Source organism: Fimbriimonadaceae bacterium (genome assembly GCA_023957775.1).
Lineage (GTDB): Bacteria > Armatimonadota > Fimbriimonadia > Fimbriimonadales > Fimbriimonadaceae > JAMLGR01.
In genome coordinates, this window is the sequence record JAMLGR010000003.1 from 68863 (window position 1) to 84875 (window position 16013).

Below are 16013 nucleotides of genomic sequence, written 5' to 3' on the forward strand. Positions count from 1 at the left end.
GCCAATTCTGCAGGAGCCTCTTGCCCGGACCCTCCGACAATTCGAGTGTGGGAGTTGAGCAGGGAAGACACGGACGCGAAGTGTTCATGGCGCGCCAGCCGATCTACGACGGCAACACGGAAGTTGAGGCTTACGAGCTGCTGTTTCGGCGAGGCGACCAGGGATTCGCCGGCGACGTGAACCTCGCCGACTCCGCCTCCGCACTCACGACGGCGGTCGTCGAACTGGGGTTGGAGCAACTGGTCGGCGCGCGGCGCGCTTTTGTGAACATCCCGTACGAGCTTCTTGTCAGCGACTGCCTCCAGGTGCTCCCTCCGGACCGGGTGGTGATCGAGCTGCTCGAGACGATCGAGCCCACATTGGACGTCATCGAAGCGGTCAAGAAGCTGAAAGGCCAAGGCTACACCATCGCCCTCGACGACTACGTGTTCGAAGGCGATCTCGACGCGCTGATCGACCTGGCCGACATCATCAAGGTCGACGTCATGGGTGTGGATCCACAAGCGGTCAAATCCAAGATCTTCAAGTTCCGAAAGCGGGGCATCCGACTCCTGGCCGAGAAGGTGGAGACCCACGAGATGTTCCGGCTTTGCCGCTCGATCGGATTCGAACTGTTCCAAGGCTACTTCTTCGCCAAGCCCGAGCTGATGCGCGGCAAGGGCGCCCCCGGCGGAATCGCGGTCGTCCAGTTGCTCACCAAGCTCCAAGACCCCATGGTCCGACTCTCCGAGCTCGAGGGGCTGATCAACAACGACGTCTCTCTGAACTACCGGTTGCTCAAACTCGTGCGGAGCGCATACGTCGGCGTGGGCGGCGCGGTGGACAGCGTCGGCCAGGCCCTCGCGTTTCTCGGCACGCGCCGAACCTTGGCACTGGTCAGCCTGCTCGCGATGTCGGGAATGAACGACAAGCCCGACGAGCTGCTGATCACCGCGATGATCCGGGCCCGTCTCTGCGAACTTGCCGCCGCCGCGGCTGGACTTGGCCCGCCGGAGAAGTTCTTCACCGTTGGGTTGATGTCGGTCATCGATGCTCTGCTGGACATGACCATGGAGACGCTCCTGCCCGACCTGCCGCTCTCCGACGAGATCAACGCCGCGCTGCTCGGGACCGACACCGAGTCGCCCTTGTCGGAACTGCTTCGGTGCGTCTACGCCCTCGAGCGTGGCGACTGGGACAAGGTCTCGTTTCTTCAGGTTGCGCCGGGGGCCCTGGCTGACGCCTACGTGTCCGCCGTACGGTGGGCCGCCGAAACCAATCAAGCCCTGGCCGCCTAGCAAGGGCGCCCTCAACCAACCAGCTTGTATCCGACGCCCCGCACCGTCAGGAGCAAGCGCGGCGTCTTCGGGTCCGGCTCAATGTGTGTCCGCAGCCATCGAACGTGGACATCGACGGTGCGTTCGGTCACGAAAGCGTCCCGGCCCCAAACGCGGTCCAGCAAGGCTTCGCGCGAAAACACCTGGCCGGGATGCTGCGCCAGGAAGTGCAGCAACGCGAACTCCTTCGGGCTGAGGGCGATGGCCGAGCCGCCGCGGGTCACTTCGTGCTTCCTGGGATCGATGACGAGGTCGGCGACCTCGACCGGGTCGTCCGCGGCTTCGGCACGGCCCGTCCTGCGGAGCACGGCCTTGACTCGCGCCGCCAACTCTCCAAGGTTGATCGGCTTGACCACGTAGTCGTCGGCGCCCAGTTCGAGCCCCCGCACCCGGTCCTCCTCGGCGCCCCGCGCCGACGCGACGATGATCGGCGTCGTGCTGAATCGTCGGACCGCCCTGCAGAAGTCGAATCCCGATCGATTGGGGAGCATGACGTCGAGGATGACGAGGTCGGGATTGACGCGTTTGAACAGCCGCATCGCCTCTTCGGCGGACTCGGCCGAGAAGGTCGAGTAGCCCTCCCGCCTCATTCGGCGCTCGATCGTTTCGAGCAAGGTGGTCTCGTCGTCCACGATCAAGATCGTCATGGCGTTCCCACCCCCGATTATGGCTGGAGCGATCCTCCTTCGCCGCGCCGCGCCGGGGAAGGTCCGTCAAACTTAACCGAGCCTTAACCGCCTAAGTCGCGATGATCTCGACGTTGGCGCGGGGCACGACCACCTCGTCGCCACCATCGAGTCGGGCCTTGAGCACCCGCACTTCGGTGCCCGAATCCACCACCATCAGGGCGGGTGGGAGTTCGGTGACCTTGCCCAGTTGCCCGAAGTAAGGTTCGCGGATCACGCGGATCGGGGTGCCGATCGCCAACTCGAGGGCCTCGTCGTGGGGAGGCGCCGCGCCTGTTTTATCGGCCAGGGGGACGATCAGTTCCGGACGGATGACTCCTGCTCGAATCTGAGTCGCACCGTTGATCGACGCGACCTGGCCGTTCAACGACTTGAGCAGGTCGAACGTGCGCTGCGCCATGTTGAGGAAGCCAAACCCCTCGGTCACGACCAGAGTCAATCCGATGGCCTCTTGGCCGGTGATCGCGACGCCGATGTCGTACCCGAGGAACTGGATCAGATCGCTGTCGCGCAGACCGCCGGCGACGATCCCGATGACGCCCACCTCCGCCGCCTTCGAGATGGCGTCGAACGTCATGCCGGCGCCTCCGATCAGGATCTTGCCCTGGTCGTCATGGCTGATGTCGTCTGCATGGAGGATCTGGTCGGGGCCGGCCACGGCATGCCGGATCTCGCCGGTCCGCTCGCCCCCCACGCCGAAGATCCCTTGGACCATCGAGCAGCGGGTCTCGATGATCGCGCCCTCTTCGGGCATGACCTCGGCGACCACGCCATCGATGTAGGCCTGGACTTCGACGGGAATCGACGGCTCGCGAACCAGCACGTTGCCCGTCACCTCGGAGATGGCCTCGACGGTCCCCTCGTAATCCGAGGCGATCGGCTTGGGTTTGAAGAAGAGGAACCCCTTGGTCTCGGCAACCACCTGTCCTTTGGCGACGGGGTCGCCGGGCTTCAGTTGGAAGTAGGGGATCGCATCCTTGGGTTCGACGCCGAGCTTTTCGGCCAGCTTGATGGTCTGCAGGGGACCGGGGAGCATGGCCCGGGCAACGGGATCGCTGGGTTTCACCTCGTCGCCCGCCTTCACCAGCACCTCTCCCTTGATCGGGAGACGGCGGACGCGACGAACGACGATGTCCGGGCTGACGGTGAGACCTGGCGTGTATGCGTTTGCCAAAGCGGGGGAAACCTCCTGAAGAGGTGGTAGTTTACTCGCTCGTTTGAGGCGAGCCGTGGGGAAGGGCCGCGAGGTCCATCTCCGAGCTGTGCCCTGGGAAGAGCTTCGCCTCGGGGTCGAGATACGTTTTGGCGTAACAGACCGCCGTGGCCGCCTCGCCGACACCCGTGGCGATCAGTTTGAGCTTTCCTTCGAACGCACAGACGTCGCCCACGGCGAACACCCCTGGCAGAGACGTCTCAAAGCGCCGGTCGACAACAATCTGCTGCTTCACGATTTCGAAGCCCCAGTCCTTGATGGGCCCCAGACTCGATTTGAATCCTACATTGACCACGAGCGCGGTCGTGGGAAGGTGTTCGGTCTCCTTCGTCTGCGTGTTCCGTATCGTGACGCCTTCGAGGTGGTCGTCTCCGTGCAGCTCCTCGACGACGTAGAAAAGCCGCTTCGCGACGCGGCTGGCCAGGACGCGCTGCACGGAGTCCTCGTGCGCCCGGAACTGGTCCCGGCGGTGGACGAGCGTGACGGCCCCGGCGATCGGCTCCAGGTTGAGGCACCAATCGAACGCGCTGTCGCCGCCGCCCACGATCACCACGTGCCTGCCCGCCAGGGCGGCCTTGTTTCGCACCCCGTACATGACGCCTTTGCCGACGAGCTCCTCTTCGCGGGGAACTCCGATCTTGGTGGGGGTGAACGCCCCGGCGCCCGCCGCGACGATCAAGGTCCTCGAGGGAAGACGCAACCCGTCTCGCGTCACGACGGTGTAACCCTCGCTATCCTTGACGAGCGTCTCCGCCGTCTGCTCCAGCACGAGTTCGGGTTGGAACTGCGTGCCCTGGGACGCGAGTTCGCGGGCGAGGTCCTTGGCGAGGACCTCCCGGTAGCCGGGCATGTCGTAGACCAGCTTCTCCGGGTAGAGGGCGGTCAGTTGCCCTCCCAACTCGGGAGGCTGTCGACGATGCGGGCCGACATTCCGCGCATCCCGGCGTAGAACGCGGCGAAGAGCCCGACAGGTCCCCCGCCGATGATTGTGATATCCACTCGTTCCATCGAGCCCCATTATGAGGGCTGATCAGCCCTCGCGCTTCCAGATCGGCACATCAGCCTTGATGCGGTCGATCAGAAACTGACAGCAGGCGAAGGCTTCGGCACGATGCGCGCAGGCCGCGACGGTGACGACCGCGATCTCGCCTGGGAGGAGCGTGCCTGTACGGTGCGCCAGCGCCACGCGCCCGTTCCACCGCCGCATCGCCTCCTCGCCGAGAATCCGCATCTGGGCGAGCGCCATCTCCTTGTAGGCCTCGTATTCGAGCTGAACGGTCGGGGCGCCTTCGGTGACCGAACGCACCTCGCCGCAAAAGACGACCACCCCGCCCAGCGAGGGGTCCTCGACGCTTCGCCGCAGCGCCTCGGGATCGAGCGGGCTCTCCGTCAACAAGATGTGGGGTTCCACCAGGCGGTTGTACCCGCCGCACACGGCGCTGCCATGGGTGCCAAACTCTTGGCGTGGTGGAGCTTGAGACAGCCGAGGCGTTGGTGGCGTCGCTTTCGCGATCGCCGCTGCGGGGCAGGGCATTGCGGCAGGAGGCGATGGGGAGACTCGACGCCTTGGAAGGGTACGACTGGAGCGGGATCTACCGTCTCGAAGGCGACGCATTGGTGCTGGATGCCTACGTGGGCGCGCCGACGGACCACGGCCGAATTCCCGTGGGACGGGGTGTCTGCGGCACAGCGGTGTCCGAGGATCGTAACCAGGTGGTCACCGATGTGCGCGAGCTCGCGAACTACCTCGCGTGCAGCGTCTCGACCCGTTCCGAAATCGTCGTGCTGATTCGGGACGGGGCCAAGATCCTCGGCCAGATCGACATCGACGGAGCACCGGGTCGGGTGGTTCGATGGGCTTGACGAGAGGATGCTGTGGGCGTTGGCGGCTTCTCGCGGACCGCTGGGACACTAACAGGGTGCTGAAGAAGCGCCGGTTTTCGGCTGTCTGGATCGGCGCGGGGTCTTTGGCCGCCCGGTATCGCCCGCCATGGGGCGCAGGCGGCGGGTTTTTCGTCGTTTTGGGAGTGTCTTTGGCCTTTCAGGGGCCTCCAAACGGCCTCCTCAGGTCGTTTGGAGCGTGATGTTCGCCATCCGGACGAGATTGTACGCTGCCGCTCCGAGCAGGAAGATCCATGCCACCTTGCGCGTGCCCCGGTACCTGAGCTTGTAGAAACCTCCGACAGTTTTCTCCCAGCCGAAGATCTCCTCCACGCGCTTGCGGATCTTCTGGCTCGTCTTGTAGCCCTCGTGCCTCGTCGTTCGGCCGTCGATGCGGCTGTGCTTGTCCTTGCGCGCCACGTGGGGCTTGATGTCCCGCGAGCGGCAGCCCTCGACGAACTTCGTCTGGTCGTAGAGCTTGTCCGCGCCTACCGTCGAGCCGCAGCCCACGTTGTCCTCGAGCATCCTGAGCGCCGCATCGACTTCATAGTTGCCCTCGACCGTCGTAACCGCAGTGTCCACCACCAGTCCGTTGCGGTTCTCCATCAGAACGTGGCCCGCGTGGCTGAGCTTGGCTTCCTTGCCCCAGCCTTTGCGGGCCATCCGCGCATCGGGGTCGGTCGTGCTCTGGTGCGTCTGGTTCGTGCGGCTCTCCCCCTTGAAGTCCACTTCGGGATTCGAGCCCGTGCCGCCTTCGGGCGGATCGGGGGGATCCTTCTTGGGCTTGAAGCTCTTGTGGGAGGCCCACGCCTCCAACAGGGTGCCGTCCACCGTGAAGTGGTCCTCGCTCATCAGCCGGCGCATCCGCGCGTGGGACTTCACCCCCTCGAAGAACAGCCGCGCAACTTCGCCTTCGAGCAACCGTTCCCGGTTCTTGGAGAACGTCGAGGCGTCCCAGACCGCTTCGTCAGCGTCCAGACCCACGAACCAGCGGAAGAGCATGTTGTAGCGGATGTGCTCCATCAGGCGCCGCTCGCTGGGAATGGAGTACAGCACCATCAGCACCAGGGCGCGGAGCTGCTTCTCCGGTGCGATCGAAGGGCGTCCGATCGAGGAGTACATCGCCCGGAACTCGGATTCGCAGTCGGCCAGAACCGCGTCCGTGACACGCTTGACCTCGCGAAGCTTGTGGTCCGCAGCCACGAACATCTCCAGGTTGATCGTCGCGACAAGCGACGGTTGAAGCTGGTCTTCGCCCTTCATACTTGTAAAGACGAACCAGCCCTGTCAGACGAATTTAATGGATAGCAAAGAATGGTGCCTTTTTCAGCACCCTGCTAGGGGGCGACAGCTTGCCGAACGGCCTGCCATGCGGTGCGTTCCGGTGCCTTGGCCTCCTCCAAAAGCCGTTCGTCGAACGGCCAGGGCCCCTCGACGGGAGGACCCGATTCGGCGACCATGCCCACGCCCCGCCCGACCAGGCCTGGGGCGAACACCGCGACCTGGGTGTCCCCGGCGCGCAACTTGGCCAGGATCGGCTCGAGAAGCTCGGCATCGAGTCGCGCGAGGAGCCACTCCGCCTCCTCCCACCGCTCCTCCCGCCGCAGGGCTTCGAACGCATCGATCACGATCACGATCGGCGAGCGTTCCAGCGCGCTTTCCGCGAGCAGAAGCATCGGAATGGCGATGCCTTTCCCGGAGATCGTGCGGTCGCCATGCGTGCACCGGGCCAGCCGCGCCAATCCTTCCAGCCGCAGCGACCGGCTCTCCAAATGAAGGCGCTCGCCACGCTCCAGCCAGAGGTTGGGTACGGGCTCTCGAAAGCCCTGGCCCCACGGCCAGAGCACGTTGAGGGGGAGCAACCCTTCGTCCACGCGCCGCAGGTTGAACTCTTCCTCGGCGAGCAGGTTGACCGAGTCGTCGACAAAGCGCCTCAAGAGGGGCTCTCCATCGCCGACCGGCAGGGAGTCATGCCACTCCTTCCCCGCGCAAGATTCCGGCGAACGCGTTTCCATCTCGATCGAGCCGTTCTCCCAAACGAGGCCGTGGCGAAGCCCATCGCCTTGGACCCAGCGCAGCTTGGAGGTCTCCAAACGCGCGGCCAGTTGGTGAATGCGATCGAGGGCCGCGCTTCCCGGTCCGGCGTCCGGAACGGCGAGCACCCCGTCCTTCAACGCCATTACATCGACTTGGAACTGAACCGACCGTTCGGGCGGGTCCACCCCGAAGGCCGCGACGGCCAGGGGGCCGGGCCGCAGCGCCACCGTGGAGGGGTCCATGCCAAACCACGCGGCCTCCGGCGTCTCGCTTGGAATGGGCTCGGCCAAAGCGAAGACCTCGCTGCGGGCGCCCAACTCCCCGAGGGCGGGCCCGGGATTTCGCAGCAAACTCTCCCCGCCCGGACTTCCACAGAGCCCAGGAACCACCAGCACGATGCGCCGCATCACTCGAGATCCGCGTCGGGATCGAGGAGCAGCGGCTGCCCGCTCGCCACCGCCGCAAACTGGCCGACGTCGGGAGGCGTGTCGAAAGCGTCTTTGCGAAGATCCGCAGGCACGGGGATCGGGTACTCGCCGTTGAAGCACGCGAGGCAGAACTGATCCTTCCCGCGTCCGACCGCCTCGACGGCGCCGTCGATGGAGAGGTAGCCCAAGGAGCTGGCTCCGACATGCGCCCGGATCTCGTCGATGGTCATCCGGGCGGCGGCAAGTTCACCGCGCGAGCACATGTCGATGCCATAGAAGCACGGCCACTTGATCGGAGGGGCCGTGATGCGCACGTGCACCTCTTTGGCGCCCGATTCGAACAGCAGGCGAACGATCTGGCGCGTCGTCGTCGCGCGCACGATCGAGTCGTCCACGAGGACGAGGCGCATGCCTCGGATGTGCTCGACGAGCGGCGTGAGCTTGAGGCGGACTCCCAATTCGCGCAACCGCTGGTCGGGGTGGATGAACGTGCGGTGGATGTACCGGCTCTTCATCATCCCTTCGCGGTAGGGAATGCCCGTTTCGCGGCTGTAGCCCAGCGCCGCGGGAATGCCGGAGTCCGGCACGGGAATCACGACGTCGGCCTCCACGGGGTGCTCTCGCGCGAGGTGCTCGCCCATCCGCTCACGCGCGCTGTAGAGCAGCGTGTCGTACATGATCGAGTCGGGTCGGGCGAAGTAGATGAACTCGAAGAGGCACATCGCGTGGCGGCGCGGCGGATGGCCTTGCGCGAAGCGCATGCCCTCCGCGTCGATCACGACCATCTCCCCGGGGTCCAACTCCCGTTCGACCGCTCCATCGACGGGTCCGAACGCGCAGCTTTCACTTGCGATCATGTAGCCGGGGCCGACGCTGCCGGCCACCAGGGGCCGGATGCCGGAGGGGTCGCGGAATCCGATGATCCAGTGCGGGGTCAGGACGGCCACGCTGTACGCGCCCTCGATGCGCTTCATCGCTTCGCGCACCGCCACCTCGGGACCCTCCTCGAGGTGGCGTACGAGGAGCCGCGCGATGATCTCGCTGTCGCTCGTCGAGTCGAAGTGCTCGCCCTCGGCCTCCATCTCCTGGCGAAGTCGGCCCGTGTTGATCAGGTTGCCGTTGTGCGCCACCGCGATGTCGCCCACCAGGCTTTGGCAGTAGATGGGTTGGGCGTTGCGGAGAACCGACGCGCCGGTGGTCGAGTACCGGTTGTGGCCCACCGCCATGTGGCCGGGCATCGAGTCGAGGATCTCCTCTTTGAAGACCTGGCTCACCAGGCCCATGTCCTTGTGCATCCGAACCCTCTCGCCGTCGCTGACGGCGATGCCGGCGGACTCTTGGCCGCGATGTTGAAGCGCGAAGAGGCCGAAGAACGTGACGACGCCCGCCTGCCTGTCCGGCGTGTAGACGCCGAGGACTCCACACTCTTCTTTCGGGTGATCGTCGTGTCCGGGATGGTCGGTCACGGCTCGGAGTATACGGCATGGACCTTCGGGGCGGTTTGCGCCATGATGGGATTGATGCGGAGTTAGCGATGGGTCGACTGCCGACGGGGACCGTTACCCTTCTCATGACGGACGTGGAGCGCAGCACCCTCTTGTGGGAGGAGGCGCCCGAGGCGATGAACGACGCGATCGCCCGCCACGACGAAATCGTCCGCCAGGCGGTCGAACGCTACCAAGGCCACCTGTTGAAAGCCCGCGGCGAGGGGGACAGCCTTTTCGCGGTCTTTGCCTCGGCAGCCGAAGCCGTTGCGGCCGCCGCCGACCTGCAAGACGCGCTCGAGGTCGAATCCTGGCCCGAGGGCGCCCCGATCCGTGTCCGCGCGGCCCTGCACACGGGTGAGGCGTTTGCACGCGAAGGCGACTACTACGGCTCCACGGTCAACCGTTGCGCGCGCCTGCGAGCGTGCGCCCACGGGGGCCAAACCCTGCTCACGAACAGCACCCGAGTGCTGGTGGGCGAGCGACTCCCCACCGGAGCCACCCTTCTCGATCTCGACGTCCACCGGCTGAAAGACCTCCTTCGTCCCGAGCATGTCTTCGAGCTGCAGAGGGCGGGTCAGACGGATGCGTTTCCGCCGATCCGTTCTCTCGCGCCCTCACGGCACAACCTCCCGGTCCAACTCACGAGTTTCGTGGGCCGCGAGCGCGAGGTCGCCGAGGTCTGCGCACTTCTGGGACGAGCCCGTCTGGTGACGTTGCTCGGCCCTGGGGGAGCCGGCAAGACGCGTCTCAGCCTCCAAGTCGCGGCCGAGTCGATCGACCAGTTCGCCGACGGAGTGTGGCAGGTGGACCTCTCATCGGTCGCCGACGGGTCGCTGGTCGCCGACGCGTTCGCGTCCGCTTTCGGCGTCTCCAATCGCGTCGGCGCGGGCGCCCTCGAACGGGTGACGGAGCACCTCGAGCCGCTTCAGCTCCTGATCGTGCTGGACAACTGCGAACATCTGACCGCCTCCGTCGCGCCGATCGTCTCCGATATCCTCACCCGATGCGGCGGCGCGACGGTCCTCGCCACGAGCCGTCAGCGGTTGGGAGTGGCCGGCGAGTTCACCATCCGAGTCGGTCCCCTTCGCCTCCCCAAGCGCGACGAGGCGGAAGAGCCCGAATCCGCGCTCGCCTTCGAGAGCATCCGGCTGTTCTGCGACCGCGCCGAGGCGCACGATGCCGCCTTTCGGCTCGGCCTCGGCAACGTGGGGGCCGTCGCGGAGCTGTGCCGGCGGCTGGACGGGATTCCTTTGGCGATCGAGTTGATCGCCTCCAATGTCGGCGAGGTCAGCCCGAAGCAGATCCTCGACCGGTGGACCGACACGTTTCCCACCCTTGCCTCGGACGATTCGCAGGCGGCCGAGCGACACCAGACGCTGCGCAAATCGATCGACTGGAGCACAAATCGTCTGCCCGCCAACGAGCAGGAGCTTTTTGCCCGGCTGTCCGTCTTCTCGGGCGGATGGACGCTGGACGCCTCGGAAGCGGTGTGCGCGGACGACGGCCTGCCGCGCGACAGCATTCTGCCCCTTCTGCAGCGCCTGGTTCGGGTCTCCCTGGTCCACGTCGAGGAGACGTTGGACGGGGAGCATCGCTATCGGTTCTTGGAGACCGTCCGGCAGTACGCGGCCGAGCGGGGCGCCAGCGACAGCGAACCGCTGCAGGCGCGTCACTTCGCGTGGTGCCTCGGCCTGGCGCGCGAGGCGGATCCCAAGCTCGGGGGTCCGGAACAGGCGGTTTGGCTCGACCGTCTCGAGCCCGAGCGGGACAATTTCCGTCGCGCACTCGATTGGGCCGTCCGCGGGCGGCACTCCGAGGCGATCAGCCTCGCGCATGCGCTTCGGCGGCTCTGGCTGCGCAGGGGGCCGTTGCGCGAAGGCCTGCGATGGATGGAGGCCGCCCTCGAGGCATGCCCCGAGGCGCAGCGACCTCTGCGAGCGCACACTCTGAACGCCATGGGGGCGTTCTACGACCTGGACGGCAACCCCTCCGTCGGGCGCAAATGGTACGAGCAGAGCCTGGTCCTTTGGCGTGAGGAGGGAGACCTCGCCCAGATCGCCGCCCTGCTCACGAATCTGGCGATCGTCGCCAGCCGCGAGGCGAGATCCGAAGACGCCCACACGCTGTTCGCCGAAGGGATCGAGGCGTACCGCAGCTTGGGAGACGAGGGAGGGAGGGCGAGCGCCGAGATGAACCTCGGGATGTGCCTGGTGAACGAGGGACGCTTTGAGGAGGCCGTCGAGCAGTTCGACCGCTCCATCCCGGTCTTGCGCGCCCAGGGGATCCAGGCGAGGTTGGGGATCGCCTTGGGAGACCGGGCCGTTGCGAGGAAGCGGTTGGGACGCGAAGAGGAGTCCGTGGAGGATCTCGTCGAGGCTTTCGGCGTGTGGCGCGCCGTGGGCGATCGCCTCGCCTCCGCGCGAGGGCTGCTTCTCCTCGCCGAGATCGCACTCGCACGGGACCTCGATCGCCTTGCCGCGGAGATCCTTGGTGCGGAGACGACCATGATCGAACTTGCCGGAGTCGACGACAGCGCCACCGAAGGTTTGAAGCGGTTGGAGCTGACCGAGATGCTTCGGGAGCGACTCGGAGCGCAGTTCGACCAACACGTTCGCGCGGGGGCGTCACGCGACGGCCACGAGGCGTTCGCCTTCGGGCAGGCGGCGGTGGACCAGGTGCGCAAAGGTCGCGACCAGGCGATTCCCTCCGACGGTTGACATCTCGCCGAGAATGGGCTTTACTCTCGACGATGCCGAAACCCGTCTCCCCTCTTTTCCGTGCCGCCGTTCTCACGACTTGCGCCTGGCTGGCCTTGTTCGGTGCCCCGCTGACCGCCAGCGGTCGGATTCCACCTCAAGGCTTTGACCCGATCATCGCGATGGATCGCTACTACTGGCCTTCGCAAAACGCCAATATCGTGATCGACCTCAGCCCGGACAAGTGCCCGAACCTCGTCGCCGGCCGGACCTACACGGTCAACCTCATCCTCCCCGCCGGGTGGTTGAACGCCCCGAAACCCTTCGAGTTGAAGGGTGGCGAGAAGGTGACCAAGACGGTGCGGACCGGCACCGAAACGGGTTCGTACCTGGTGCGCGCGCTCGTGCTGGAAGGCAAAACGCAGAAGTGCGAGGGCCGCTTCACGACCCAAGTGGCTCCGATCGTCGTCGGCGGTTGAAAGAGGTGGGATTGACAACGGGCCTTTCAGGCACTATGCTTTGCGTACTGTGAAGCGAACCCGGTTTCGATGCGTGGCGGCCGTCGCACTCCTGGGAGTGGCGATGGCGATCACCGTGGGGTTCTCCTCCCCACGGCAGTCCAGGGCGAATCCGCAGACGCGCCCCTTGCCTGCGACGGGCTTCGATCCGATTATCGTGATGGGATCCCGCCTCACGGTCGAGGACCGCTCCGGCACGCCGGGCATCCTGACCGGCTTTGATCCGATCATCGGCATGAACCCGAAGGCGAACAAGGAGACGAGCATCACGGTCTCGCTCGACCCTGGTCAATCCCCAGAGATCGTCAGTGGCGAAACCTATCGGGTCGAGGTCGTTCTCACGGGCGACTGGAGCCCTGCGGGCTGCACCTTCACCGCGAAAGCCGGTTACGGCGCGAAGTACGCATTCTACGCGACGCCGAACGAAGAGCAGAACGCCACGGTGACCGCAACGACGTTCCGAAAAGTGGATGGCGAGTGGAAGAAGGTCGACGTGAGAACGACAGCGTTCCAAGTCAACGAAGCCTACTAAGCCCCAGGGCCCAACCTACACGCCGTAGCCGGGTTTCTTCAGCCAGGCTTTCGGGATCGGCTTCAGTCCGGAAACCACCGCAGAGAACTCGGGGCTCTTGAGGACGGACGTGGAGACGACGAGCTTGACCTTGCCGCTCGGGGTCTGGATCCGGACGACCTGCAGGTTCGGGAGCTGCAATCGGTTCTTCTTCGGCGCCCGAAACTTCCACGCGCCGGAGTGCCGGTGCCGAATGTGCTTCGCGTTGTTCGCCTTCTTGCCGCTTACCTGACAGACTCTCGCCATTTCCAAAAACCTCGTGCGCCGCTGGGCGCGATCTGAGAGGATACTCGAACGGCGCGGCGCGGCGCAACCAAAGGCCGGTTCGTCGTACTATGGAGTCGATGGACGTGCTGACCCGCGCCTCGATAGGGATTCGGCTTCCTGAGACCGTGGTCGAGCGGCTGGCCGAACTCCAGGCCGACCTGAAGCGCCGCGCCGGAGCCGAGAACGCGCGGTGGTTCGCGCCCACGGAGTTCGTGTTGACCTTGGCCACCCTCGGCGAGCTCTCCGTCGCCCAGATGGTGCGCGTCCAGGCAACGCTGCCCCCCGCCGTGGCCGGATTCGGGACCTTCCGCCTCGCTCTGGAGGGGGTCGGAGGGTCTCCCAACGCCACTCAGCCCCGCGTCGTTTGGGTTGGAGTCGGGGAAGGTGCCCCGCGCCTCGGGGAGCTCCATCGCGTGGTGGAGGCGGCGTTGGGACCGTTGATGTTGCCTCGCGAATCCCGCCCGCTGATGGCCCACGTCCCGATCGGGCGGCTTCGCAGCGATTCGGAGCAAGCGCGGAGCGCGCTGGGGCGCACGTTGCGGCACGCGACCACCGAACCTCTGGCGAGCTTCGACGTGGGCTCGGTATCGCTGCTCAAGAGCGAGGTTGGGCCCACAGGCCCCACCCTGGTCGAGATCGGCCAATGGCCCTTGGGAAGGCCGTAACTTACGCCCGTCCAGCGGGCGTGGCACCTTCCCTCGTGCCGGGGTCCTGGTGGAAGGCCGTAACGCACGCCCGTCCAGCGGGCGTGGCACCTTCCCTCGTGCCGGGGCCCTTGTGGGAGGCCGTAGCGCACGCCCGTCCAGCGGGCGTGGCACTTTCCCTCGTGCCGGGGTCCTTCTGGGAGGCCGTAGCGCACGCCCGTCCAGCGGGCGTGGCACCTTCCCTCGTGCCGGGGCCCTTGTGAAGGCCGCGGTACGGACCTACCTCCCGAGAGCCGTCTCGGCGATCTGGACGGCGTTCAAGGCGGCCCCTTTGAGCAGTTGGTCACCGCTGAGGAACAGACAGATCGCCGACGGGTGGCTCGGATCGCGCCGGATCCGCCCCACCAGCACCTCGTCTCTCTCCGATGCCTCGAGCGGCATGGGAAAGTGGTTCCCCTCCCGATCGTCCACCACCCGCACCCCCGGGCTCTCGCCCAACACCCGCCGCACGTCGTCCACCGACGGCGCCTCGCCTTCGAACTCGACCGTCACGGACTCGCTGTGCGCGCGGAGCACGGGCACGCGGATGCAGGTGACGTTGATCGCCAGCGTGGGATCGTCGAGTATCTTGCGGCTCTCGGCGATGACCTTGGCCTCCTCCTCGTTCATGCCATCCGCGTCGATCGGGGTGTTGTGGCTGAACAGGTTGAAGGCGTACGGGTGGGGCAACACCTTGGGCTGGGGAGCTTCCCCGTCCAGCACCGCGCGCGTCTGGTCGACCAGCTCCCTCATGGCCGCCGCTCCCGCCCCCGACGCGCTTTGATACGTGCTGACCACGAGCCTGCGCAAGCGTCCCAGCCGACGCAGGGGCGCTACCCCCATCAGAAGGATGATCGCGCTGCAGTTCGGAACCGCCACCAGTCGCGTTTCCGGCGTCAGAAGCTCCCCGTTGATCTCGGGAACCACCAGCGGGACCGACGGGTCCATTCGGAAAGCGCTCGAGTTGTCCACCACGAGCGCCCCGGCCGCCGTGGCGATCGGGGCATAGATCTTGGACCGAGCGGCGCCCGCGCTGAAGAAGGCGACGTCGACACCCTCGAAGGCCCGGTCGTGGATGGCTCGGACCTCCACGTCCTCCCCTCGGAAAGGAACGACCGCGCCGGCGGAGCGTTCGCTTGCATAGAGCAGCAGTTCGGACGTGGCGAAACCACGCTTCTCGAAGAGCTTGGGAAACTCCCTTCCCACCGCCCCCGTCGCTCCCAATACCGCAACACGTCGTCCAGCCATCGCACGCATTGATACCCGAGATCCATTCGACCGACGATGCCTCCTCACGCGTCTTGTAAACTGATTCCAGGCCGTCGGAGTCGGTTGGAGCAAATTGGAGAAGATCGCGCTAAGCCTGACCAAGCTTCGAGAGCAAGGCGACTTCCGTTTCACCCGAAGAAGTGATTGCATCGCGGTCAACGCCTACGGACTGGCGGGGCGTTGCGAACTCTCCGCAAACGCCCAAATCGACATCCCACAGGGCGTCTTTCTCCTCGTCATCAACGTCGACGGGACCCTTCTTCTCCGGTGCCGATCCGAGGATCGCTGGACGATCGCGACGAAGGGCACCGTGGCGTTCCTCCCGGGGCCGCGCAACTTGATCGCCTCGTTCGGTCGCGGCGACCACGAGACCGACTTGATCTGGTGGAGCGAGTCCCTGACGCCTCAGATAGGGGCCTGGTTGAAGGCCGATCCCACGCTTCGAACTCCCAACCGGGTGGTCAACTGCCGGTCGATTTCACCGACGTTCGACGAGATCGTGGGGCGCATCGAACAAGCGTTGGAGGAGCGCTCCCACCGTCAGGAGATGCTGTTTCTCTCGGCGGTCTACGAGCTGGTTCCCTGCCTTGCGAACGGCACGCACGAGCTGCGCCTGGCGCCGTTGCCGAACCACCTCCCTGCCCAACTGCGGGACATCGCCAGGCAGGTTGCCGACAAGCCCCATTTTCCTTGGGCCATCCGCGACGCTGCGGCCCTCGCGGGCTACTCCCCCTTTCACTTCTCGAGGGTCTTCAAGCAGCTTGTGGGATACGGCTTCCACCAGTACGTGGATCGATGCCGCACCGAGCTTGCGGCCCGGAAGCTGTGCAGTTCCAAGGACACGATCGAGGAGGTCGCGCGCCAGTGCGGCTTCGGCACCTCGCATTCGCTTCGCGATTCCATTCGGGAGTACCTCGGCGTCACGCCCACCGAATTGCGCACGACCAACGACGCGGAGTAG

16 protein-coding genes are annotated in these 16013 nt (G+C 65.8%); 7 read left to right on the plus strand and 9 right to left on the minus strand.

The window, feature by feature from the left end; translation table 11 throughout:
* The first annotated feature begins 47 nt into the window (after window positions 1-47).
* Window positions 48-1277, plus strand: a complete 1230-nt coding sequence (locus tag M9921_03360) for an HDOD domain-containing protein (GenBank protein MCO5295873.1) — start codon at window positions 48-50, stop codon at window positions 1275-1277.
* Window positions 1278-1288: 11 nt separating this feature from the next.
* Here M9921_03360 and M9921_03365 read toward each other — a convergent pair whose 3' ends face one another.
* From M9921_03365 to M9921_03380, 4 genes are all read right to left on the minus strand, one after another.
* Window positions 1289-1963, minus strand: coding sequence for a response regulator transcription factor (locus tag M9921_03365; protein MCO5295874.1), 675 nt, complete (start codon window positions 1961-1963; stop codon window positions 1289-1291).
* A 91-nt stretch (window positions 1964-2054) separates the two neighbouring features.
* Window positions 2055-3176 carry a hypothetical protein gene (locus M9921_03370; protein MCO5295875.1) on the minus strand — a complete coding sequence of 374 codons (1122 nt, stop codon included), beginning with the start codon at window positions 3174-3176 and terminating at the stop codon, window positions 2055-2057.
* Window positions 3177-3207: 31 nt separating this feature from the next.
* Window positions 3208-4113: an NAD(P)/FAD-dependent oxidoreductase gene (locus M9921_03375; protein ID MCO5295876.1), complete on the minus strand. Its 906-nt coding sequence runs from the start codon at window positions 4111-4113 to the stop codon at window positions 3208-3210.
* A 132-nt stretch (window positions 4114-4245) separates the two neighbouring features.
* Window positions 4246-4626 carry a molybdenum cofactor biosynthesis protein MoaE gene (locus tag M9921_03380; protein ID MCO5295877.1) on the minus strand — a complete coding sequence of 127 codons (381 nt, stop codon included), beginning with the start codon at window positions 4624-4626 and terminating at the stop codon, window positions 4246-4248.
* Between the two features lie 56 nt (window positions 4627-4682).
* Between M9921_03380 and M9921_03385 the strand changes: the two genes are divergently transcribed.
* Complete coding sequence (locus tag M9921_03385) at window positions 4683-5078, plus strand: hypothetical protein (protein ID MCO5295878.1); 396 nt, start codon at window positions 4683-4685, stop codon at window positions 5076-5078.
* 201 nt (window positions 5079-5279) lie between these two features.
* On the opposite strand, the gene M9921_03390 is transcribed toward M9921_03385, so the two are convergent.
* From M9921_03390 to purF, 3 genes are all read right to left on the minus strand, one after another.
* Window positions 5280-6359: an IS5 family transposase gene (locus tag M9921_03390; protein MCO5295879.1), complete on the minus strand. Its 1080-nt coding sequence runs from the start codon at window positions 6357-6359 to the stop codon at window positions 5280-5282.
* Between the two features lie 74 nt (window positions 6360-6433).
* Window positions 6434-7483 (minus strand): hypothetical protein, encoded by a 1050-nt coding sequence (locus M9921_03395; GenBank protein MCO5295880.1) that lies wholly within the window; start codon window positions 7481-7483, stop codon window positions 6434-6436.
* A gap of 56 nt (window positions 7484-7539) precedes the next feature.
* Complete coding sequence (gene purF, locus M9921_03400; GenBank protein ID MCO5295881.1) at window positions 7540-9027, minus strand: amidophosphoribosyltransferase; 1488 nt, start codon at window positions 9025-9027, stop codon at window positions 7540-7542.
* Between the two features lie 68 nt (window positions 9028-9095).
* Between purF and M9921_03405 the strand changes: the two genes are divergently transcribed.
* From M9921_03405 to M9921_03415, 3 genes are read left to right on the plus strand one after another with little or no spacing between them, the layout of a single operon-like run.
* Window positions 9096-11765: a tetratricopeptide repeat protein gene (locus tag M9921_03405; GenBank protein MCO5295882.1), complete on the plus strand. Its 2670-nt coding sequence runs from the start codon at window positions 9096-9098 to the stop codon at window positions 11763-11765.
* Between the two features lie 32 nt (window positions 11766-11797).
* Window positions 11798-12223 carry a hypothetical protein gene (locus tag M9921_03410; GenBank protein MCO5295883.1) on the plus strand — a complete coding sequence of 142 codons (426 nt, stop codon included), beginning with the start codon at window positions 11798-11800 and terminating at the stop codon, window positions 12221-12223.
* A gap of 49 nt (window positions 12224-12272) precedes the next feature.
* Window positions 12273-12794: a hypothetical protein gene (locus M9921_03415; protein MCO5295884.1), complete on the plus strand. Its 522-nt coding sequence runs from the start codon at window positions 12273-12275 to the stop codon at window positions 12792-12794.
* Window positions 12795-12809: 15 nt separating this feature from the next.
* Here M9921_03415 and M9921_03420 read toward each other — a convergent pair whose 3' ends face one another.
* Window positions 12810-13079 (minus strand): hypothetical protein, encoded by a 270-nt coding sequence (locus tag M9921_03420; protein MCO5295885.1) that lies wholly within the window; start codon window positions 13077-13079, stop codon window positions 12810-12812.
* Window positions 13080-13177: 98 nt separating this feature from the next.
* On the opposite strand from M9921_03420, the gene thpR reads away from it, so the two are divergent.
* Window positions 13178-13765 (plus strand): RNA 2',3'-cyclic phosphodiesterase, encoded by a 588-nt coding sequence (gene thpR / locus M9921_03425; protein MCO5295886.1) that lies wholly within the window; start codon window positions 13178-13180, stop codon window positions 13763-13765.
* 258 nt (window positions 13766-14023) lie between these two features.
* On the opposite strand, the gene M9921_03430 is transcribed toward thpR, so the two are convergent.
* Window positions 14024-15031: an aspartate-semialdehyde dehydrogenase gene (locus tag M9921_03430; protein ID MCO5295887.1), complete on the minus strand. Its 1008-nt coding sequence runs from the start codon at window positions 15029-15031 to the stop codon at window positions 14024-14026.
* Between the two features lie 94 nt (window positions 15032-15125).
* Between M9921_03430 and M9921_03435 the strand changes: the two genes are divergently transcribed.
* On the plus strand, window positions 15126-16013 hold the full coding sequence (locus M9921_03435) for a helix-turn-helix transcriptional regulator (protein MCO5295888.1): 888 nt from the start codon (window positions 15126-15128) through the stop codon (window positions 16011-16013).

Bases quoted from the DNA above. Each gene is read 5' to 3' on its own strand.
- M9921_03365 (MCO5295874.1), bottom strand. From the start codon at position 1,963: ATGACGATCTTGATCGTGGACGACGAGACCACCTTGCTCGAAACGATC.
- M9921_03390 (MCO5295879.1), bottom strand. From the start codon at position 6,359: ATGAAGGGCGAAGACCAGCTTCAACCGTCGCTTGTCGCGACGATCAAC.
- M9921_03405 (MCO5295882.1), top strand. From the start codon at position 9,096: ATGGGTCGACTGCCGACGGGGACCGTTACCCTTCTCATGACGGACGTG.
- M9921_03410 (MCO5295883.1), top strand. From the start codon at position 11,798: ATGCCGAAACCCGTCTCCCCTCTTTTCCGTGCCGCCGTTCTCACGACT.
- M9921_03420 (MCO5295885.1), bottom strand. From the start codon at position 13,079: ATGGCGAGAGTCTGTCAGGTAAGCGGCAAGAAGGCGAACAACGCGAAG.
- thpR (MCO5295886.1), top strand. From the start codon at position 13,178: ATGGACGTGCTGACCCGCGCCTCGATAGGGATTCGGCTTCCTGAGACC.
- M9921_03430 (MCO5295887.1), bottom strand. From the start codon at position 15,031: ATGGCTGGACGACGTGTTGCGGTATTGGGAGCGACGGGGGCGGTGGGA.